The 19493-nt window shown below is 75.6% G+C and carries 18 protein-coding genes; 8 read left to right on the top strand and 10 right to left on the bottom strand.

The features are described 5' to 3' along the window. Window positions 1-8: 8 nt before the first annotated feature. Window positions 9-1271 (top strand): hypothetical protein, encoded by a 1263-nt coding sequence (locus tag ACIOFR_RS15055; protein ID WP_400996648.1) that lies wholly within the window; start codon window positions 9-11, stop codon window positions 1269-1271. Here ACIOFR_RS15055 and ACIOFR_RS15050 read toward each other — a convergent pair. Continuing rightward, the gene (locus ACIOFR_RS15050) at window positions 1256-1642 is read right to left on the bottom strand and encodes a hypothetical protein (protein ID WP_400996646.1); all 387 of its coding nucleotides are present in this window, start codon (window positions 1640-1642) and stop codon (window positions 1256-1258) included. The two genes, ACIOFR_RS15055 and ACIOFR_RS15050, sit on opposite strands and share 16 nt — an antisense overlap. 47 nt (window positions 1643-1689) lie before the next feature. After that, window positions 1690-1944 (bottom strand): hypothetical protein, encoded by a 255-nt coding sequence (locus tag ACIOFR_RS15045; protein WP_400996644.1) that lies wholly within the window; start codon window positions 1942-1944, stop codon window positions 1690-1692. Between the two features lie 287 nt (window positions 1945-2231). On the opposite strand from ACIOFR_RS15045, the gene ACIOFR_RS15040 reads away from it, so the two are divergent. Continuing rightward, window positions 2232-2759, top strand: coding sequence for an EF-hand domain-containing protein (locus tag ACIOFR_RS15040; RefSeq protein ID WP_400996642.1), 528 nt, complete (start codon window positions 2232-2234; stop codon window positions 2757-2759). A gap of 21 nt (window positions 2760-2780) precedes the next feature. Here ACIOFR_RS15040 and ACIOFR_RS15035 read toward each other — a convergent pair whose 3' ends face one another. The 3 genes from ACIOFR_RS15035 to ACIOFR_RS15025 form a co-directional block, all read right to left on the bottom strand. Then, window positions 2781-3401, bottom strand: coding sequence for a CHAP domain-containing protein (locus tag ACIOFR_RS15035; protein WP_400996640.1), 621 nt, complete (start codon window positions 3399-3401; stop codon window positions 2781-2783). 117 nt (window positions 3402-3518) lie between these two features. Further along, window positions 3519-5144, bottom strand: a complete 1626-nt coding sequence (gene dacB, locus ACIOFR_RS15030; RefSeq protein WP_400996637.1) for a D-alanyl-D-alanine carboxypeptidase/D-alanyl-D-alanine-endopeptidase — start codon at window positions 5142-5144, stop codon at window positions 3519-3521. A gap of 317 nt (window positions 5145-5461) precedes the next feature. Beyond that, complete coding sequence (locus ACIOFR_RS15025; RefSeq protein WP_400996635.1) at window positions 5462-5740, bottom strand: hypothetical protein; 279 nt, start codon at window positions 5738-5740, stop codon at window positions 5462-5464. Window positions 5741-5884: 144 nt separating this feature from the next. Here ACIOFR_RS15025 and ACIOFR_RS15020 point away from each other — a divergent pair, with 144 nt between their 5' ends. Genes ACIOFR_RS15020 through ACIOFR_RS15010 form a run of 3 tightly spaced genes read left to right on the top strand, consistent with a single transcriptional unit; the run spans window position 5885 to window position 9765 of the window. Then, complete coding sequence (locus ACIOFR_RS15020) at window positions 5885-8221, top strand: FHA domain-containing protein (protein WP_400996633.1); 2337 nt, start codon at window positions 5885-5887, stop codon at window positions 8219-8221. 9 nt (window positions 8222-8230) lie between these two features. Then, entirely contained in the window at window positions 8231-8746 is a 516-nt protein-coding gene (locus ACIOFR_RS15015; RefSeq protein WP_400996630.1) for a hypothetical protein, read from the top strand. After that, entirely contained in the window at window positions 8743-9765 is a 1023-nt protein-coding gene (locus tag ACIOFR_RS15010) for a serine/threonine-protein kinase (protein WP_400996628.1), read from the top strand. The genes ACIOFR_RS15015 and ACIOFR_RS15010 overlap by 4 nt, the downstream gene beginning before the upstream one ends. 58 nt (window positions 9766-9823) lie before the next feature. Here the strand turns inward: ACIOFR_RS15010 and ACIOFR_RS15005 are convergent, their stop codons facing one another. Beyond that, entirely contained in the window at window positions 9824-11083 is a 1260-nt protein-coding gene (locus ACIOFR_RS15005) for a streptophobe family protein (RefSeq protein WP_400996625.1), read from the bottom strand. A 190-nt stretch (window positions 11084-11273) separates the two neighbouring features. Here ACIOFR_RS15005 and ACIOFR_RS15000 point away from each other — a divergent pair, with 190 nt between their 5' ends. Beyond that, window positions 11274-12644, top strand: a complete 1371-nt coding sequence (locus ACIOFR_RS15000; RefSeq protein ID WP_400996622.1) for a DUF6777 domain-containing protein — start codon at window positions 11274-11276, stop codon at window positions 12642-12644. Window positions 12645-12760: 116 nt separating this feature from the next. Here ACIOFR_RS15000 and ACIOFR_RS14995 read toward each other — a convergent pair whose 3' ends face one another. Both ACIOFR_RS14995 and ACIOFR_RS14990 read right to left on the bottom strand, forming a co-directional pair. After that, entirely contained in the window at window positions 12761-13648 is an 888-nt protein-coding gene (locus ACIOFR_RS14995) for a lysophospholipid acyltransferase family protein (RefSeq protein ID WP_400996619.1), read from the bottom strand. After that, the gene (locus tag ACIOFR_RS14990) at window positions 13645-14514 is read right to left on the bottom strand and encodes a GNAT family N-acetyltransferase (protein ID WP_400996616.1); all 870 of its coding nucleotides are present in this window, start codon (window positions 14512-14514) and stop codon (window positions 13645-13647) included. Before ACIOFR_RS14990 ends, ACIOFR_RS14995 begins: the two co-directional genes overlap by 4 nt. Window positions 14515-14805: 291 nt before the next feature. On the opposite strand from ACIOFR_RS14990, the gene mptB reads away from it, so the two are divergent. Beyond that, window positions 14806-16245: a polyprenol phosphomannose-dependent alpha 1,6 mannosyltransferase MptB gene (mptB, locus tag ACIOFR_RS14985; RefSeq protein WP_400996614.1), complete on the top strand. Its 1440-nt coding sequence runs from the start codon at window positions 14806-14808 to the stop codon at window positions 16243-16245. After that, window positions 16242-17585, top strand: coding sequence for a glycosyltransferase 87 family protein (locus ACIOFR_RS14980; RefSeq protein WP_400996612.1), 1344 nt, complete (start codon window positions 16242-16244; stop codon window positions 17583-17585). Before mptB ends, ACIOFR_RS14980 begins: the two co-directional genes overlap by 4 nt. Before the next feature lie 88 nt (window positions 17586-17673). Here the strand turns inward: ACIOFR_RS14980 and ACIOFR_RS14975 are convergent, their stop codons facing one another. Both ACIOFR_RS14975 and ACIOFR_RS14970 read right to left on the bottom strand, forming a co-directional pair. Then, the gene (locus ACIOFR_RS14975; protein ID WP_400996610.1) at window positions 17674-18468 is read right to left on the bottom strand and encodes a maleylpyruvate isomerase family mycothiol-dependent enzyme; all 795 of its coding nucleotides are present in this window, start codon (window positions 18466-18468) and stop codon (window positions 17674-17676) included. A 99-nt stretch (window positions 18469-18567) separates the two neighbouring features. Beyond that, entirely contained in the window at window positions 18568-19299 is a 732-nt protein-coding gene (locus ACIOFR_RS14970) for a FadR/GntR family transcriptional regulator (RefSeq protein WP_400996608.1), read from the bottom strand. Between the last annotated feature and the right edge of the window lie 194 nt (window positions 19300-19493).

The following is a 19493-nucleotide window of genomic DNA, read 5'->3' as shown; positions in this document are numbered from 1 at the left end:
GGACCGGCATGACCACTCCACCCCCGTCCGACCCGGACGGCACCGTCCGCCTCGGCAAGCAGGGCGACGAGCCGGCCGCACCGGCCTTCGAGCTCGGCCCGGTCCGCCGCCCGAAGGCCGTGGCACCGGAGGCACCGGCCACGCCGGAGCCCCGGGACACCCCGGCGCAGCCCGCGACGCCCGAACCGGCCGTCACCCCCGTGAAGGCCGCGCAGCCGGAGCACACCGTCCAGCTGGTGGTGCCCGCCCAGGGGGCGCCGGAGCCGACGGTGCAGCTGGTGCTGCCCGCCGGCGGGCTCCCCGAGCAGACGGTCCGGCTCGGTGCGGCCGCCGAGGGGCAGGGGCCCGACGCCACGGTGCAGCTCCGGGTGGAGGACGCCCCGGGGATGGAGGCCACCGTCCGCCTGCCGCCCAAGGCGCTCGCCGCCCCTCCCGGAGCGGAGGAGCTGACGGTCCGCCTGGACGAGACCGGCCCGGTGGCCGCCACCGTCCGGCTCGACGGGCCCGCGGCCGGGGCTTCCGCGGCCGCGCCCGTCCCGGTGCCGGCCGACAGCGCGACCTTCCTCGACCCCGAGGCCTGGCCGAGCGCCGCCGAGCGCACCACCCCGCAGCCCGCCGAGCGCACCATCCCGCAGCTCGCCGAGCGCACCGTCCCGCAGGCCGAGCGCACCACCCCGCAGCCCGGTGGCCCCGCCATGGCCGCGGTGCCGGTGCCGGTGCCCGCGCCTGCGCCCGCCGGGTCGGACGCGCCCGCCGGGACGGACCCGGCCGGCCCGACCCCGCCGGACGGGCTGCGCCGCTTCGGTCCGGGCGTCCCGCCGCAGGCCGCCGCCGTCTGGCACGGCGCCGTCCAGCCCGAGCAGCCCGCGCCGCCTCGCAAACGCCGGCGCCGCTGGCTGATCCTGCCGCTCCTGCTGCTGCTGGCCGTGCTCGCGTACCTCGCCTGGCAGCGGTACGGCCGCCCGGTCGTGGTCGCGTCGGTCACCGTGCAGACGGACGCGGCCGGCCCGGCCTGTGACGGCACCCAGGCGATCACCGCCGCGGTGGAGACCACCGGCGGCGCCGGTGACGTCCGCTACCGCTGGCTGCGCAGTGACGGCACGGACTCGGGAGAGCTCGTCCAGCACGTGCCGAGCGGGCACCGCACCACCGACCTGGTGCTGCGCTGGTCGTTCCACGGTCAGGGCAGCATGGACGCGACGGCCACCTTGGAGATCCTCTCGCCGGACCCGCGGACCGCAGCCGTCTCGTTCACCTACACCTGCCGCTGACCGGGGGCACCCGGTCGGGCCGGCCACTCCACGGTGTCGCGCCGGACCACCAGGGGCTCGGCGATCTCGCTCCCGCGTGACCTCAACTGTCCCACCACCACCGGCCCTTGGACGCCGGTCCGGGTAGCGAGCCGCCGCAGCAGCGGGCTCAGGCCGTCGAACTCGCCGGTGCCGAGCTCGCGGTGGGCCGTCAGCGTCCAGCCGTCGGCGGCCTCGGTGAGGGCGCCGCAGTGCGCCAGCAGCGGGTCCGGGCCGCCGGGGACGTCCGGCGCGGCACCGAGGCCCAGGTGCCAGGTCAGCTCGGCCAGTTCGTCCGTGGCCAGCGGGCCCGGCAGCCACACCGACAGGGTCATCTCGTACGCGTCGCTCATCCGCCGCACCCTACCGCCGGGGCGCCGCGCCGTCGGTGGGGAAGGCGTCACCCGGTGGTCGACCGGCGTGGCGGCGGGCCGGCGAGCGGCCCCGCCGGTGGCCGCCGGCCGTCGGTGAACTGGCAGACCACCCGGCCCGGCGGCCGGGCGCCGGGCCCGTGGCCCTCGACGGACCGGGCGAGCGCGCGGCAGCGGGAGCCGTCGGCGGGGGCGGCGGCCGCGGCGGGACGCGCCGCGGCGAGGGCCGCCGGGCCCAGCAGGAGGGCTGACAGGACAACAGCTGCTGCGCGGTCAAACCGCATGACGCTCCTCGGGATTGGCGCCCGGGTTCGGTCCTCCGGGGCGTGGTCACGAGAGCCATCCTGCGCGCACCCGGCGGCGGGACGCCATCAGTGCACGTCCGGTCGGGCGAATACGAACGATCGTGCCGGCGTGCTGTCCAACGCGCTGCCGGGGCGGTGGGACGGGCGGCGCGCGGCCATTGGCGTGACAGGTGGTGCGAGTGCGCACCACCCTTCCCCTGGGCGGGTAGGACTTGGACGTCCGGTGCCCGGGCCCGGCCGGCGCCACCTCCCAGGAAGGCAGGACGATGCCCGACACCGCCCAGGAACGGAAGCTTCGCCAGCACTTCGAGCTGTTCGACTTCGACGGCAACGGCTTCATCGAGCGCAGCGACATCGAGGCGTTCGTCGAGCGGATCACCGAGGCCGCCGGTGCCGAGGGCACCCCGCAGGGCCTGCGCCTGCGGGAGGAGGGCGACCGGCTGTGGCGGCACCTTCAGCGGACCCTCGACACCGACGGCGACCAGCGGATCAGCCGGGACGAGTTCGTGGGTGCGGCGGACCTGGGCGTGGTGCTGGCCATGGCGGTCGAGCTGGGCGCGGCCTCCTTCGAGGTGACCGACACCGACCGCGACGGCCGGATCAGCCTCCAGGAGTGGATCGGCATGGACCGGAAGCTCGGCGTCAGCCGGGCCGACAGCCTGCACGGCTTCCGGCTGCTGGACCTGGACGGTGACGGCTTCGTGACCAGGGCCGAGTACCTGCGGGGCGTCGAGGAGTTCTACCGCAGCGACGACCCGCAGGCGCCCGGCAGCTGGGCGTTCGGCGGGTTCTAGGGCGCGCTTGCCGAGTCGGGGTCAGTTCTCCTGTTCGGACGGCTGGTCGCTGTCGGCCCGCTGGGCGGGCAGCTCCTCGGTGAGGCGGTGCGGCGGCGAGCCGGGCAGGTCGGACTCGTCGGCCTGGTGGCCGAAGTAGATCACGCCGGCCCGCCCCCGCCAGGCGGGGTCGGCGCACACCAGCCCCTCGGGGTAGGCGGGGTAGCCGTAGGACTCGACGTAGGCGGAACGGCGCTGGTAGGTGCGGCGGTAGACGCCGTCGCCGTTGGCCGAGCCGTCGCTGTTGGTGTTGCCGGCCACGACGGTGATGGTGTCGTTGGTGTAGGCGATGCAGACGCCGGTGTGCGTCCCGCCCGGGCCGTCCGGGTTGCCGGGCGCTCCGAAGAAGACCTGGGCGCCGATCGCGGGGTAGACCGAGAGCCGGTTGCGCTGCTTGAACCAGCTGCGGCCGACCGTGCAGGACGCGGTGTTGGGGAACCGGGTGGCGTTGCCGGTCTGCTTGGCGACGGCGCTGACGAAGTCCGCGCACCAGCTCTCGGCGGGCCGGTTCATCTCCTGGGAGAAGCGGTTGGTGTTGCCGGGGCCCTCTCGGTAGCCGATCCAGCTCTTGGCCTTGTCGATCATCGCGCGTGCACCGGGCATCTTTTCCTCCAAACGGCCGGGCCCTGCCAACGACGGTCGGCAGGGCCCGGTCACGGGGATGGTGCGTCGGCGTCCGATGCGCCGGACGGCGGACGGTCGGCGACGCGCCGGTCGCGATCAGCAGCGACCGAAGACTTCGCAGTCCTCCCAACGGGTTCCGCCGGGAACCGCGGTGGCGGGGGCCTCGGTGGCGGCGGGGGCTTCCGCGGAGCGCGCACCGGGCGCACTGAAGGACTTCACGCCGGGGGCGCTGCTCGGGGCGGTCGGGTGACCACCCGCGAGCCGTACGGCGACGGCGTCGATCACCGGGCGGGGGCTGGTGCCCGCGAAGTTGCTCAGCATGACGGTGAAGGCCAGCCGACGGCCGTCGGGCGCGGTGGCGTAGCCGGACAGGTTGTCGACGCCGCTCATCGAGCCGCTCTTGGCGTGCACGTTGTTGGCGGCGGCGGTGCCTCGCATCCGGTTGGCCAGGGTGCCGCCGACCATCCGCTCGGGGTTGCCGGCCACCGGCATCGCGTCGTACCAGGCCTTGAACCAGGGCTTGTCCTGGGCGACCTTGAGCAGGCCGGTCATCTTCGCCGGGGTGATCAGGTCGTAGCGGGACAGGCCGGAGCCGTCGACCTGCCGGCCGGCCGGGTTCTCCAGGCCGTTCGCCTTGAGGAAGCCCTTGATCTGGGTGACGCCGGCGGACCACGTGCCCTGGCCGCCCTTGACCTTGCCGAGCTCCTTGGTCAGGTGCTCGGCGATGCCGTTGTTGCTGATCTTGAGCATCGGGACGATCAGCTCGCCGATCGGCTTCGAGTCGTGGCTGGCCAGCGGCTGGGAGGCCTCGCTGCCGCTCGCGGCGGTGACCGGACGGGCCACCCGCACGCCGTGCCGGGCGAGCGCGCCGGCGAACACCCGGCCCGCGTAGTCGGTCGGGTTCTCCACGGTGGCGAGCGTGGACACCGGGGCGGCACCGACCGCGATGCTGCCGGTCAGCGCCAGCTCGTTGACGCCGCGGCGGCGCTCGGCGTCCGCGGTGGAGCCGCTGCCCGCGGCGCCCGTGGTGACCGTCCCGGTCAGCTTCACCGGCGCGTCGGCCGGGAACAGCGTGACCTTGGCCGCCTCGCCGGCCGCGGCACCCGGCGTGATGGTCACCTTGACGGTGTCCATCGTGTATTCGGTGTCGGTGGCGACGGTCAGGCCGGAGATCTGCGGGCTGTACGAGTACGGCTCGTCGTCCCAGGCCCAGCCGGGGCCGAGCGGGGTGGAGTCGTAGCGGGTGCCGTCGGCCAGCACCCGGCCGGTGACGGAGGTGATGCCGGCGGCCGACACCTTGGCGGCCAGGTCCTCCAAGTCCTGCGGCAGCAGGCTCGGGTCGCCGCCGCCGCGCAGCACCAGGTCGCCGACCAGGGTGCCGTTGTACCGGGTGCCGGTGGTGCGCACCTCGGTGGTGAAGTGGTGGTCGGCGCCGAGCAGGTCCAGCGCCGCGGCCGAGGTGACCGTCTTGAGGGTGGAGGCCGGGTTCAGCAGGGCGTCCGCCTGGTGCTGGTAGACGACCTGGCCGGTGGTGGTGTCGATCACCTGGACACCGGCCTGAGCGCCCGTGAGCCTGGCGTCCGCGAGGATCGCGTCCAGATCGGCGACGAGCATCGGGTCGGCCGGCGGGGCGTTGTCCGCGGCGGCGGATCCGACCAGCAGGGTGGCGGCCAGCGCGGCCGCCGCGAACGGCACGGTGCGGCGCTTCAGGTGTGACGGCAAGACGGCTCCAGGATCCGGGTACGGCGGGGAGCGCGTCACTCCGCGCCGTGCACCGGTGTCCGGGCACGGATCGGCAGCTGCCCCCCGTTGGCGTGTGCCGGACAGATCCTATCTGACGCTCCGTCAGCCGAATCCCGCCCGCACAGCTCTCACCAGCTCATACGCTGCGGGGCGCGGAAAGGTCACACCCCGGTTCGACGGAGCCGCCGCCATTCTCGGACATGCCGGTATCGCCCCGGTATCGCCCGCCGACCCGCGCCGGCCCGGGGCGTTCGAGGAGGGCCCCGGAGGGCCGCTCGGGGCCGACCGGGAGCCGCTCAGCCCTGCGGCGCGACCGCCTCGACGTCCGCCTTCACGGCCTCCACCAGACGCTGGTGCACCTCGCGCGCGGACGCCTCGTCCGTGGCCGCCACCGGGCTGCCCTCCACCGTGAACCAGTCCAACGCCCCGCTGTACTGCACCGTCAGCCGGGCCTCGCCGTCGATCCACATCGTGTGCACGGTCAGATCGCCCTTGATCACCCCGATCTCCACCGTCCGCACCCCGCCGTGCCCCGCCAGAATCCCCTGTGTCGTCCAGGTCGCCCAGGTGTTCACCAGCCCACTCCCATCCGGCGCCGAACGCACGCCTCGCCCTGTCCCCACAGGTACCCACCCTGCGCCAGGCGGAGCCGGATGTCACCCGGACGGCTGCATCCCGCCCCCGGGCGGGTGGCTCGGGCCGGGACTAGCATCGGCACTATGGCAGAGCGACAGTTCGCGCTCACCGCGCCGCAACTGGTCCTGGACACCGACGGCGACTCGCGGGTCATGAGCCCGGGCCGCACCTATCACGTCGGCCGGGACCCGGCGAGTGAGATCGTCCTCGACGACCCGCGGGTCTCCTGGCACCACGCCGTCCTGCACACCGGGGACGGCCACTGGATGCTCGACGACGTCGGCTCCACGAACGGCACCTACACCCAGGGCCACCGCGTCCGGCACCTGGACGTCGGGCCCGGCAGCGTCCTGCGGTTCGGCAGCCCCGCCGACGGACCGCGGTGCACCCTCGCCGCACTGCCCGAGCCGACCGCCCGGCGCCGGCCCTCCGCGCTGACCTCGCTCACCGGCTCCTACCGGCCGCCGACCGCGGTGCGCCCGCTGCCGGTCAAGGTGGTCCGGATCGGCCGCGCCCCCGACAACGACCTCACCGTCGCCGACCTCTCCGTCTCCCGGCACCACGCCGAACTGCGGGCCAGGGCCGACGGCGGCTACGAGATCGTCGACCTCGCCAGCCACAACGGCACCTACCTCAACGGCCAGCCGGTGCAGAGCGCCGCGGTCGGACCGCAGGACCTGATCGGCATCGGCCACTCGATCTTCTGTCTGGTCGGCGACGAGCTCCAGGAGTTCGTCGACACCGGTGACGTCGACCTCGACGTCGAGGGGCTCACCGTCACCGTCGGCCAGGGCCGCACCCTGATCGACGGCATCAGCTTCCCGGTCGGCCAGAAGACCCTGCTCGCCGTCGCCGGACCGAGCGGCGCCGGCAAGTCCACCCTGCTCAACGCCCTCACCGGGCTGCGCCCCGCCGACCGCGGCACCGTCCGCTACGACGGCCGCGACCTGTACCGCGACTACGCCGAGCTGCGCCAGCGCATCGGCCTCGTCCCGCAGGACGACATCCTGCACACCCAGCTCCAGGTCCGCCAGGCCCTGCGGTACGCCGCCGAGCTCCGCTTCCCCGGCGACACCCTGCCCGCCGAGCGGGCCGCCCGGGTGGAGGAGGTGATCGGCGAGCTCGGCCTCGGCAAGCGCGCCGACCAGGTGATCTCCAGCCTGTCCGGTGGCCAGCGCAAGCGGGTCAGCGTCGCCCTCGAACTCCTCACCAAGCCGTCCCTGCTCTTCCTCGACGAGCCCACCAGTGGCCTCGACCCCGGCATGGACCGGTCCGTCATGCAGATGCTGCGCGGCCTCGCCGACGACGGCCGGACGGTGGTCGTGGTCACCCACAGCGTGCTGAGCCTGGACCTGTGCGACCGGCTGCTGCTGCTCGCCCCCGGTGGCCGGATCGCCTACTACGGGCCGCCCGGCGAGAGCCTGGAGTACTTCGGCTTCGGCCAGTGGCCCGAGGCCTTCGAGGCGTTCGAGAACGAGACCGACCGCGACTGGGCCGGACAGTACCGCTCCTCCGACCCCTACCGCCGCTACATCGCCTCCGCGATGGAACAGCCCGGCCGGCCCGCCGCCGCGCCGCCCGCCGTCCACCCGCCGCCGCCCGCGCCCCAGCACTGGCACCGGCAGGTCGGCACCCTGGTCCGCCGGTACGCGAGCGCGCTCACCGCCGACCGGACCTTCCTCGCCGTGATGATCGCGCTGCCGTTCGTCATGGGCGCGATGGCCCGCGCACTGGCCGGCAGCAAGCTCAACCAGGACACCGCGCTGAACGCGCTGCTCATCCTCTGCGTCGGCGGCGTCCTCACCGGCGCCGCCAACGCGGTGCGCGAGCTGGTCAAGGAACGCACCATCTACCAGCGTGAGAGAGCCGTCGGCCTGTCCAGATCCGCGTACCTCTGCTCGAAGATCATCGTGCTGGGCACCATCACGGTGGTGCAGGCCGTGGTGCTCTCCATGGTCGCCCTGGTGGGCGTCCAGATCAGACCCGACGGCGGCTCCGGGGTGCTGATGTCACCCCTGATCGAGATCACCCTCGCCGTCGCGATGCTCTCGCTGACCGCGATGATGCTCGGCCTGGTCATCTCCGCGCTGGTCAAGAAGGAAGAGGTGACCATGCCGCTGCTGGTCCTGGTCGCCATCGTCCAGGTGGTCTTCTGCGGCGCGCTGCTCCAGCTCGACGGCGTCCCCGGCCTCAACCAGCTCTCCTGGCTGGTGCCCTCCCGCTGGGCGCTCGCCGCCATGGCCTCCACCATCGACCTGCACTCCGTGGTGCCCGACGACCTCACCGACGACCCGCTGTTCGCCCACAAGGCCTCCACCTGGCTGATCGACATGGGCGCCCTCGCGGCCCTGTCGGTGCTCTTCGGCCTCGTCGTCGCCCGTCTGCTGCGCCGGCACGAACCCGCCGTGATGCGGCGTTAGGCGCCGGCCATGGGGAGCCCGATCGACTTCAGCCCCACCCATGTCGCGCCTGCCGACGGGCTGCAGACCTGGTCCGAACCCGACCCGGCCCGGCCGACCATCCGGCTCGACCCGCTGCTGCCGGTCCGGCTGATCGGCACGGAGGGCAACTGGGCCCGGATCGTCTGCGCCAACGGCTGGTCCGCCTGGGTGGACGGCCGCCTGCTGGTCGCCCTGCCGCACCGGCCGCCGGGCACCGGGCAGCCGCTCGGCACCACCGACGACCCGAGGCCGCTGCTGGCCGCGCTGGAACACGCCCTGGCCGAGTACCGGCGGCTGATCGACGACTACGCCGACGGCCGGATCGACCTGGCCGCCTACCGGGCCCGCAGCCGCGGCCTGCGGCTGGGCGCCGTGCTCGACGGCACCGAGGCCTGGCTGCTCGACCTCGACCACAGCCGCTGGTACTACTCCGACGGCGCCCAGCTCCAGACCTACGCCACCGTCGACCCGGACGGGTCCGCCACGGCCGGTGAGACCCCGTGACGACCGCCGCCCGGACCGACCTGACCGGCCACCAGCTGGCCGGCTACCGGCTGGAGGAACTGATCGGCCGCGGCGGCATGGCCGTCGTCTACCGGGCCGAGGACCTGCGGCTCGGCCGCACGGTCGCGGTCAAGCTGCTCGCCCCCGAACTCGCCCGCAACGACGTCTTCCGGTCCCGTTTCGCCCACGAGTCCAAGGTCGCCGCCGCCATCGACCACCCGAACATCGTCCCGGTCTACGAGGCGGGCGAGGCGGACGGCCTGCTCTACATCGCGATGCGCTACGTCCAGGGCCGGGACCTGCGGATCATGCTCGACCGGCAGGGCCCGCTGGCCGTGCCGCAGACCGCCCGGATCGCCGTCCAGGTGGCCTCCGCACTCGACGCGGCGCACGCCCACGACCTGGTCCACCGGGACGTCAAACCCGGCAACATCCTGCTCGCCGAGGGCACCGACCCCGACCACCCCGAACACGCCTACCTGACCGACTTCGGCCTGACCAAGAAGTCCCTCTCGCTCACCGGCCTGACCACCGTCGGCCAGTTCGTCGGCACCCTCGACTACGTCGCCCCCGAGCAGATCTCGGGCAAACCGGTGGACGGCCGCTGCGACGTCTACGGCTTCGGCTGCGTGATCTTCGAAATGCTCACCGGAGCCCCGCCGTTCGAGCGGGAGGACGACTTGGCGCTGCTCTGGGCGCACCTGCACGACGAGCCGCCGCGGCTGACCGAACGCCGTCCCGACCTGGCGCCGGCCCTGGACGGGATCCTCGGTCGCGCGCTGGCCAAGGCGCCGGAGGAGCGCTTCGACGGCTGCCTGGAGTTCATCACCGCCCTGCGCGACGCCGCCCCGGCTCCGGCCACGCGGCGGGTGCCGTCCCGGGCGGACGCACCGACCCCGACCCAGGTGGTGCCGCAGGCCCAACTGGCCGAACTGGCCGAACAGGCGGGACCGGCCGAGGAGGAGCCGGTGCCCTCGCCACCGCTCTGGGCCTGGCCGGTCTTCGGCGTCCTGGAGTAGTCCTCCGGAGCAGTCGGCGGGCCGCCCGGGCGCCGTCCCGGAGCAGTCCCGGCGCGGTTCAGCGCCCCGCGCGCCGCAGCCGGCCCGCCAGGGCGCCGCCGACCAGCCCGGCCACCGCCCCCCAGGCGGCCCCCAGCGCGAGGGCCACCAGCAGGTTCGGCTCCAGCTCGGTCGCTCCGCGGGCGCCGAGCCCGAGCAGCGACAGCCCGAGCGCGGCCGAGATCCGGGTCAGCAGCCCGATCAGCAGCATCGCCACCGCCAGCGCCACCGCGAGGTGCAGCGCGTGCCGCCAGAGCGGGATGCCCGGCGGGGCGTGCATCGCCATCCCGACCCCGGTCAGCAGGACGGCGACCACGGCCAGCAGCAGCAACAGCCAGGCCCGGCCGTCCTGCTCGGCGAGCGTGCCGAGGTCCAGCGTGACGTCCTGCCCGGAGTGCAGCACGGCCGCCAGCGGCTCCGGCATCGGCAGCCCGATGGTGTCCGTCACATGGCCGTGCCAGGAGGCGCCCAGACCGATGCCGAGCCCCAGCCAGGCCAGGTTCGGCAGCCCGAGCATGATCACCGCCAGCGTCTCGCGCGGCTGGCCCCGGGTGAAAAGGGCCACCACGGCGACCACCAGGGCCACGCCCACGTAGCCGAGCAGCAGGGTCAGGACGGCGTGCGCGGCGGGCCGTACCGCCGAATGGAAGCGCACCAGCGCGCTAGGCAGCGGCGCCTGCCGGGACACCGCCAGTGCCAGCGCGAGCACCACCACCAGCCACAGCAGCCCGAGACCGGCCGCCGGGAGGGTCTCGACCTTGAACCCCACCGTGGGCTCGGCGCCGATCAGGCTGCCCAGCTCGTCCACCAGGTCCTCGCCGGTGGAGACGGTGAAGCTGTGCTGCGCCCCTAACGACACCAGCACGACGGCGACCACCCAGAGCACCGCCGTCCGCAGCACCCGGCCCAGAAGTTCACCCGGTCCGACCACCGCGTGCAGCCGGAGCGGGCGCAGGAAGACCACCCCGGCGACCAGCGCCCCGACCAGCGTGACGGAGAGCGGGATCGCCGTGATGCCGCCCTGGGCGGTGGCCACGAAGACCGCACCGCCCTCCAGCTGCGCGGGCACGCCGAGGGCCATCAGCACGGTCGCGGCCAGCACCGCGCCGAACCCGCCGCCGGGCAGCGAGTCGGCGCCCGCCAGCCACAGTCCGAGGGCGGCCACCACGGTCATCGCGGCGAGCGTCGCCAGCACCGTCGCCAGGGCGGCGAGCCAGCGCCGCGACTCCGTCGCCACGGTTTCGGTCCGGCGGTCGGTCCGGCGGTCGGTCCGTTGCATTCCGAGACTCCTGGCAGGCCTGGCCCCCCGGCCGGGATCCGGCCGGGACCGGCCGGATCCCTCCAGCTTCGGGCCTGCCGCCGGGAACGGCGAACCGGTGGACGGGAAGTCGCGGGCCGGCGGCAGGGCACTCAGAATGAGGCGGCAGGGGGACGTGGACGCCTATTCGCACCAGTCCGGAGGAGGCCCGGTGACTTCCCCGCCGCCGTCCGACCCGCCGCCCGAGCCGCCGCACGACCGGCCCTCGGTGCCGCCGTCCGAGCAGTCCTCGGGCTCGCCGTCCGGGCCGCCGTCCGGCCCGCTCTCCGGCCCGAACTCGGGTGCGGAGCCGGGTTCGGCCCCGCCGCCGGACCAGAGCGGGGGGCCTCCCACCGAGGCCGTCCAGCTGCCGTCCGGGCCCGCCGAGCAGGCCGGCAAGGGGTCCTCGGGCGGATCACCGCCCGTCCCGCCGTCCGGGCTGCCCCCGCGGGCCCTGGCCGCCTCCGGGGGAGGCGGGCAGCGGCCGTGGTGGCGCGGGCGCCGCGGGATCGTCGCCGTCGCGGGCCTGGCCGTGGTCGGCCTGGTGCTCGGCCTGCTGCTCAGCAGCCAGGGCGGCGGCAGCGCGCAGGCGGCGGAGAAGGTGGCGCTGCAACCGGTCGCCGACGTCGGACGTGACCCGTTCACCGATTCGGTCGCCGTCCAGGACGGGCCGACCAGCCCCGCCGCGTCCCCGGGCACGCCGAGCTCCGGCGGCACCCGCAGCGGCGCCGACGCCGGGCTGTACGGCGGCTCCCAGTCGGTGGCCAGCTGCGACGTCCCCAAGCTCATCGGGTATCTGGAGGCCAGCCCGGACAAGGCCCGGGCCTGGGCCCAGGTCGAGGGGATCGCGCCGTCGGCCATCCCGGCCTACCTGAAGGGCCTGGCGCCGGTCGTCCTGCGGGAGGACACCCGGGTGACCAACCACGGCTACGCCGACGGGAAGGCCGTCCCCTACCAGGCCGTCCTCCAGGCGGGCACCGCCGTCCTGGTCGACGCCCACGGCGAGCCCCGGGTCCGCTGCGCCTGCGGGAACCCGCTGCTGGCGCCGACACCCGACAAGGGCGTGCCCGACTACGGCGGGGTGCCGTGGGCGAGCTTCCACAGCGACTCCGTCGTGGTGGTCGTCCCCGCGCCGGCCGCCGCCACGACCATCGTGGTGGTGGACGAGCACGGGCGCCCGATCCCGAAGCCGGTGAGCAGCACCTCGCCGTCGGCCTCCGCGAGCACCTCGTCCTCGGGACCGTCGAGCCCGTCCTCAGGATCGTCGAGCCCGTCGTCCTCGTCGTCCTCGTCCTCGTCCTCGTCGTCGTCCGGCTCGAAGTCCTCGGGCGGTCCGTCCTCGCCCGCCTCCGGTCCGGCCTCGCCGCCCTCCTCGGGACCGTCCTCCGGTGCTTCACCGCCGCACTCGGCGGGTTCCTCGGCCGCGGTGGTGTCCAGCCCGGCCTCGGCTCCGGCCTCGCTGAGCGGGCCGCCCTCGTCGGCCGGCGGCTCCGCGCAGCCCCAGAGCGCTCCGGGGCCGGCCACCGTGAGCCCGGCGACGTGATCCCCGCGGCGTGATCCCGGGAGCGCCGTCGGCCCGGCCGTACTGCGGCCGGGTCGGTGGCGCGAGTCGCCCCGGGAGGTCCCGGTCCGGCGGCCGTCGGCGGTCGGGACGGCCGCTCAGGCCCAGCGGGCGGCCCGCCGCGGGGGCGCGGCACCCACCGCGGCGGGGACGGGACGGACGGTGTGCGCGGGCATCGGCCCGCCGCAGGCCCGGCGTTCGACCGCCGCCTGCGCGGCCCGGGCCAGCACCCGGCGGCCGACCGTCGGCGAGGCCGTGATCGGCGGCGCGAGCCGTACCTCCCCGACCAGGCCGCGGGCGGCGACCACCCGCCGGACGGAGGACAGCAGCCCGTCGTCGCCGACGAAGGCCGGCGCGCTGGTCGCGGAGCCGTCCGCGAGGCGGTAGCGGATCGTCACCGGCTGCACCGGGACACCCGCGTCGATCGCGGCCTGGAACAGCGCGGGCCGGAACCGGCCGCCGCCCTGCCCGCACCAGGTGCTGCCCTCCGGGAACACCACCACCCGGCCGCCGCGCCGCAGCACCGCGCCGATCTCCCGGACGGTGCCGGGCAGCGAGCGCAGCCCGTCCCGGTCGATGAAGAGCGTCCCGCCCCAGGCGACGAAGCGGCCGGCCACCGGCCATCGGCCGACCTCCGACTTGGCCAGCATCCGGCCCGGCCGGACCGCGGCGATCAGCACGATGTCCAGCCAGGAGATGTGATTGGCCACCACGAGCGCACCGCCGCGCCCGGCCTGCGCCGCCGCGCCGGCGGTGCGCACCCGGACGCCGAGCGCGGCGGCCACCGCGCGGGCCCAGCCCCGGACCAGCGGCGCCCCGAGCGGCGCCGGGAGGCGGCGGACCAGTGGGGCGAGCGCGATCCCGGCCGCCAGCAGGGTGGCCCCGGTGAGGCAGCGCAGCACCCGCAGGGGGAGCGCCACCGTCGCCCGCGGCGCCGTCACGCAGGCCTGCGGGGTGCACGGCGCCGACGGCAGCCAGGCGCTCACGACGCCGGCCCCGCGGCGCCCGCCGCTCCCGCCGGGACGGCCGGCGCGGGCTGCCCGGCCGCCAGGAAGTGCCGCAGGTAGCGCGGGTCGGTGCGCTGCAGGGAGAGCAGCACGTACAGGTCGCTGACCCCGAAGTCGGGGTCGTACGCGGGCTCGCCGCAGACCCAGGCGCCGAGCCGCAGGTAGCCGCGGAGCAGCGCCGGTACGGTGGTCCGGGCGGGGCGGACGATGCCGCTCGGGTCCCACGGGCGGTGCGGACGGACCCGGTACTCCGCCGGGGCGAGGTGCCGGGCGGCCATCGCGTCCCAGACGCCGGCCGCGGTGCCGCCGCCGTCCGACAGCGGGACGGAGCAGCAGCCGGCGATCCAGGTGTTCCCGGCCTCGGTCAGGTAGCGGGCGATGCCGCCCCACATCAGGTTGATGACCGCGCCGTTGCCGCGGTGCTCGGCGGAGATGCAGGAGCGGCCGACCTCGACCAGGTCGCCGCGGATGCCGGCCAGGTTCGACAGGTCGAACTCGCTGTCGGAGTACAGGCGTCCGGCCCGGGCCGCCTGCGACGGGCGCAGCAGCCGGTAGGTGCCGACCACCTCGCCGGTCGACTCGTCGCGCACCAGGAGGTGGTCGCAGAAGTCGTCGAACCGGTCGACGTCGAAGCCGGGCAGCGGGGTGTCCAGCACCGCGCCGAGCTCCTCGGCGAAGACCTGGTGGCGCAGCCGCTGCGAGGCGCGCAGGTCGGCCTCGTCGCGGGCCAGCGAGACGGTGTAGACGGGCGCCGGGGCCGTGCTGGCCCGGCGGGCCGCGGGAGCCTTCGGCGCCGTGGTGCCGTGGACGGCGGCCGGCAGCGTGAGAGTGGTAACTGCAGTCATGGCGAACTCTCCGGGGATTCGCGGGCGATGACCGGCACGGGAAGCCGCGCACCGGGCAGGTCCGGGACGACCGTCACGCGTTTGGCGTGGCACCCGTATGTCTCCCCGAGTGGGCTGGCGTCGCGGTGGCCATTCGGCGGAGCGCAGATGTGCACCGGCTGAAGGCCTGGCTGCGCCGCCCGGAGGGCCCTGGTCCGGGGCCGGCGGCGGCCGGGAACCGGCCAGTCACCGGTCACCTCCAGGTCGGTGCCGCGTCGCCCGGCGGCCACCGGGTCCTGACAGCTTGTCCGCATGCCGATCCGGGGTGTGGCCACTGACCCGTACTGGTGCCGGACGCTCGGATTCGCGGGCACGGCGGCCCTCGCGGTCGGTGGCCTGGCCGCGGGGGCGCTCCCCGTCGGGGTGTCCTACGGGCCGCTCCGCGGGCATCCCCGACTCGGGCTGCTGGTCGCGTACTTCGGGCTCGTGCTGCTCGTCGCCGGCTGGCTGCGGCTGGGCCGGGCCCTGCGCGGCCCGCGGCCGCCCGGAGCGCGTTCGCTGGTCCTGACGCTGGCGCTGTGGGCGGCGCCGCTCCTGGCCGGGCCGCCGCTGTTCAGCCGGGACGTCTACAGCTACCTGGCGCAGGGCGCGATGGTCGACGGCGGCCTCGACGTCTACACCCACGGGCCGGCCGACCTGGGCGGACCGCTGGCCGAGGAGGTCCCCGCGGTCTGGCAGTCCGCCCCGGCGCCGTACGGCCCGGTCTTCCTGGCCCTCGCGGCCGGGGTGGCCCGGCAGACCGGACCGGGGGTGTACCCCGGGATCCTCGGGCTGCGGATGGTGGCCCTGCTCGGGGTCGCGTTGCTGGTCTGGCTGACCCCCCGGCTGGCCCGGGCCTGCGGGGTCGACCCGGGGGCGGCGCTGTGGCTGGGGGTGCTCAACCCGCTGCTGCTGCTCCACCTGGTCGCCGGGGCGCACAACGACGCGGTGATGCTCGGGCTGCTGGTCGCCGGGCTCGTCCTCGCCCTGGAACGCCGTCCACTCCCGGCCGCCGCACTGGTCACGCTGGCCGCGCTGGTCAAGGCACCCGCGGTGCTGGGGCTGCTGCCGCTGGCCGTGCTGTGGGCCGACCGGCTGCGGGGGCGCGCCCGGACGGTCCGTGCGGCCGCGGCCACGCTCGCGGTGGCGCTCGGCACGGCCGCCGCCGTGACCGCGGCGACCGGTACCGGCTACGGCTGGGTGCGGGCCCTCGACACCCCGGTGTCGGCGGGGAACTGGTCGGTGACCAGTGCCCTGGGCCGGGCGACCGACGCGCTGGCGTCCGGGCTCGGCGCCGGACCGGGCGGGTCGGCGGTGCCGCTGTGGCGCTGGCTGGGCCTGGCCGGCGCGGCGCTGGTCGTGCTGTACCTGTGGACCGGCCGCCGCCGGCCCGCCCCCGTCCACGCCCTGGGGCTGAGCCTGGCCGCGCTGGTGCTGCTCGGCCCGGCGCTGCGGCCCTGGTACGCGCTGTGGGGCGTGGCGGTGCTCGCCGCCGCCGCGGCCGATGGACGGACCCGCCGCTGGGCGGCGCCCGCCAGCGGGGTGCTGGCGCTGGTGGTGCTTCCGAGCGGATTCGCGCCCGCAGCACCGGAGTCGGCGGCGGCGGTGGCCGGCGGGCTGCTGGCGCTGGCGGCGCTGTCCGGTCTGCGGCTGCTCCCGGGCGGCCGGCCGGCCCGGCCGGTCCTGGACGCGCCGGGGGGTACGCCGTGGTGAGGCGGTCCGCGACCGGACGCCGGCTGCTGGTCCTGCTGGCGCTGGCCACCGCGACCGGGCTCTTCCTGGCCGTGATCCCGGGCCACCGCGGCTGGTTCGACGTCGGCGTCTACTACGGGACGGTCCGGCACTGGACGGGCGGCGGCCACCTGTACGACTACGTGCACCCGAACAGCACGATGGGCTTCACCTACCCGCCGTTCGCCGCGGTCTGCATGCTGCCGATGACCCTGGTGGGCTGGCACACCGCGGTGGCGGTCAGCGTCGTGCTGAGCGCGCTGGCCGCGGCCGCGCTGCTGCGCTGGCTGGTCGATCCGGTCGCCCGGCGGCTGGGCTGGAACCGCTGGTTCGCGTTCGGGGTGGCCGGCTGCCTGTTCGGACTGCTCGAACCCGTCCGGGACACCTTCAGCTTCGGCCAGGTCAACCTGGTGCTGGTCGCCCTGGTGCTGGCCGACCGGCGGCTGCTGGCGGGCGCCGACGACGGCTCCGGACCCGGCGGCGGGAGCGGGACGGCGGCCCGGCGGCGCAGCCGGTACGCGGGGATCGGGATCGGGCTGGCCGCCGCGTTCAAGCTGACGCCCGCCGTGTTCATCCTCTACCTCGCCGTCACCCGGCGCCGCCGCGCCGCCCTGGTCGCCACCGGCACGGCGGCCGCCGCGACGCTGCTCGGCCGGCTGGCGGATCCGGCGGCCTCGGACGCCTTCTGGACCGATCTGCTGTGGCACACCGACCGGGTGGGCTCGCTCGGGTACGTGTCCAACCAGTCCCTCCAGGGCATGATCGTCAGGCTGGCACCGGACCTGCCGGGCCGCGCGGCCTGGGGCCTGGCGGTGCTGGGCGTGATCGCCGTCTGGGGGTACCGGGTGCACCGGGCGGCGGCGGCCGGCGACGAGGCGGCGGGCTTCGCGCTGACCGGGCTGGTCGCCTGCCTGGTCAGTCCGATCACCTGGGTCCACCACCTGGTGTGGGCGCTGCCCGCGCTGATCCTGCTCGCCGACGCGGGACTGCGCGCGCCCGCCGACTCAGGGCGCCGCCGGCGGCTGCTCACCGCGGCGGTCTGCGGGTACGTGCTGCTCTGCAGCAGCGTGGTGTGGCTCTGGCGGTTCGACACCGGGGGCGTGGGCGGTCTGATCGGCGGCAGCGCCTACCTGTGGATCACGCTCGGCCTGCTGTTCGCGCTGCCGGTCCGCCCGGTGGCGGTGCGGTCGGGTCCGCCCGGCGTGGTCGAGCCGTCGGGGGCGGACGCCGTCCCGGGGCCCCTGGTCCCGGTCGGCCGGTCGGGAGGCAGGGGCCTTCCCGAAGGTCCACCCCCGGACGGGCGGCGGACCGGGCCGACCTGACGTGTCGTCACTCTCCGCCGGGCCGCGTCCTGTCCGGCGCGGGGGCGACGCCTGCGCACGGCGGGCGGATTCGGGGACGGCCGACCGGTCACACGGGTGGGACGAGGGTGAAGTAGCGGTCCAGGGCGGCCCGGTCGCCGGTGACGGCGAGGCGGTCGGCCGGGAGGCGTCCCCAGAGGAAGAGCATCAGGTCGGAGGCGGTACCGGCGAGCTCGACGTCGTACCCGCCCTCGCCGTCGGTGAGGCTGACCCGCGTCCCCTCGAACGCGGCCGTCCAGCGGCCCGGCCCGTCGCTCTCCCGGAGGCGGTAGCGTTCCCCCGATCCGTCCGGGGCCCCGCGCCAGGCCCGGCGGGCGGGGGCCATCACGGTGAAGGTCTGCGCGACGGCGTCCCGGGCGAGCTCGGCGTCGACGGGCTGCGCGGCGCCGGTCGCGTCCTCGGCGTCCCAGCGGTGCACGGCCGCCTCGATGGCCTGGATCCGCCGCCAGAAGCCGACGCTGCGCTCCGGCGACCAGGTCCACACCTCCTCGGCCGGGCCGTGGTCGGCGAGCAGGGCCGCCAACTCCCGTGCCCCGGCGGTGAACCAGTCGCCCAGGCCGGGCGGCACCGGGCCGAGGTTCGGCTGGTGTTCCGGGGCGGGCCAGCCCTCGGTGGAGTCGGGGAGGCGGAGGAAGCGCAGGTCGGCGGCGTCCGGACCCCGGCTCGGCCGGTCCCGGATGACGTGGGCGACCGCCCGGTGCACCGAGCCCAGGTGGAGCACGAGGTCGGACACGGACCAGCCGGGACAGGACGGCACCAGCGGCACCGCCTCCCGTCCGGCGGCCCGTCGGACCGCGGCCTCGAACGCCCGGACCTCGCGGCGGAAGTGGGAAACGTAGTCCATCGCCCCACTGTGCCACCGCGGGGCCGGGCGGAGCGGTGGACATGCCCTGCGGTGCGGGTGCGGGAGTCCTCGCGGCGGCGGGGCGCGCCCCGCGGGCGTTCAGCCCAGGAACGCCCTCAGCAGCGCGGCGGTCGCCTCCAGGTGCTCCTCGGTGGCCCGGCGGGCGGCGGGGGCGTCGCCGGTGAGGATGGCCCGGGCCATCGCACCGTGCTGTTCGGAGGCGTGGTCGATGTTGCGGCCGAGCATCGGGATGGCGTTCAGCAGGTCGTTCAGCCGGATCCGGGCCTCGGTGATGGCGGCGGCCAGGGAGGGGGATCCGGTCAGCTCGCCGATCGCGAGGTGGAAGCGGGAGTCGCACTGCCGGTAATCCTCGGGACTCGCCCCGTCGGCGTCCGCGAGGCGTTGCAGCAGGTAGCGGCGCTGTTCGTCGGCGAGCTCGCGTCTGGCGGCCAGTTCGGCGGCGCCGGTCTCCAGGACGAGGCGGAGGGTGAGGGCGTCCTCCAGTTCGGCGCCGAGGTCGTCGGCGACACGGCGGAGCTCGACGACGTCGGGTGCGGGCAGCCGGTAGGTGACGAACGTGCCGCCGTAGCGGCCGCGCCGGGACTCCACGAAGCCGGCCTGCTGGAGCGAGCGCAGGGCCTCGCGCAGGGTCTCGCGGCTGACGCCCAGGCGGCCGGCGAGGTCGCGTTCGGCGGGGAGCCGGTCCCCGTGGCCGATCACGCCGAGCTTGATCGCCTGGAGGATCCGTTCGACGGTCTCCTCGAAGGCGTTGCCGGTGCGCACGGGACGGAAGACGGTGTCGAGCTGCCGGTCCAACAGTGCTTCCTCCACGGGGGGATCGTACCCAGGTGCGAGCGCGAAACGGGCGGGGGAGTCCTCTTGACGGCGGGGTGGCCCGGGGTGAACGATGCTCGGCACAGCCAATGGTCTGCTTCCGGGCCATTGAGCGCAAGGAGGGCGCACCACGACGACGTGGGTGCGCATGTCGGTCCCGCCTCATTCCCCAGGGGTGCGCATGACGTCCG

Origin of the sequence: Kitasatospora sp. NPDC088346 (assembly GCF_044740765.1) — a bacterium.
Lineage (GTDB): Bacteria > Actinomycetota > Actinomycetes > Streptomycetales > Streptomycetaceae > Kitasatospora.
This window is presented reverse-complemented; position numbering and strand designations above follow the sequence as displayed.

What these genes read in the sequence shown, in the direction of transcription:
- ACIOFR_RS15005 (WP_400996625.1), bottom strand. Translation starts at nt 11,083, where the DNA reads ATGCAACGGACCGACCGCCGGACCGACCGCCGGACCGAAACCGTGGCG.
- ACIOFR_RS15050 (WP_400996646.1), bottom strand. Translation starts at nt 1,642, where the DNA reads ATGAGCGACGCGTACGAGATGACCCTGTCGGTGTGGCTGCCGGGCCCG.
- ACIOFR_RS15015 (WP_400996630.1), top strand. Translation starts at nt 8,231, where the DNA reads ATGGGGAGCCCGATCGACTTCAGCCCCACCCATGTCGCGCCTGCCGAC.
- ACIOFR_RS15035 (WP_400996640.1), bottom strand. Translation starts at nt 3,401, where the DNA reads ATGCCCGGTGCACGCGCGATGATCGACAAGGCCAAGAGCTGGATCGGC.
- ACIOFR_RS15055 (WP_400996648.1), top strand. Translation starts at nt 9, where the DNA reads ATGACCACTCCACCCCCGTCCGACCCGGACGGCACCGTCCGCCTCGGC.
- ACIOFR_RS15040 (WP_400996642.1), top strand. Translation starts at nt 2,232, where the DNA reads ATGCCCGACACCGCCCAGGAACGGAAGCTTCGCCAGCACTTCGAGCTG.
- ACIOFR_RS15045 (WP_400996644.1), bottom strand. Translation starts at nt 1,944, where the DNA reads ATGCGGTTTGACCGCGCAGCAGCTGTTGTCCTGTCAGCCCTCCTGCTG.
- ACIOFR_RS15020 (WP_400996633.1), top strand. Translation starts at nt 5,885, where the DNA reads ATGGCAGAGCGACAGTTCGCGCTCACCGCGCCGCAACTGGTCCTGGAC.
- ACIOFR_RS14975 (WP_400996610.1), bottom strand. Translation starts at nt 18,468, where the DNA reads ATGGACTACGTTTCCCACTTCCGCCGCGAGGTCCGGGCGTTCGAGGCC.
- ACIOFR_RS14990 (WP_400996616.1), bottom strand. Translation starts at nt 14,514, where the DNA reads ATGACTGCAGTTACCACTCTCACGCTGCCGGCCGCCGTCCACGGCACC.
- mptB (WP_400996614.1), top strand. Translation starts at nt 14,806, where the DNA reads ATGCCGATCCGGGGTGTGGCCACTGACCCGTACTGGTGCCGGACGCTC.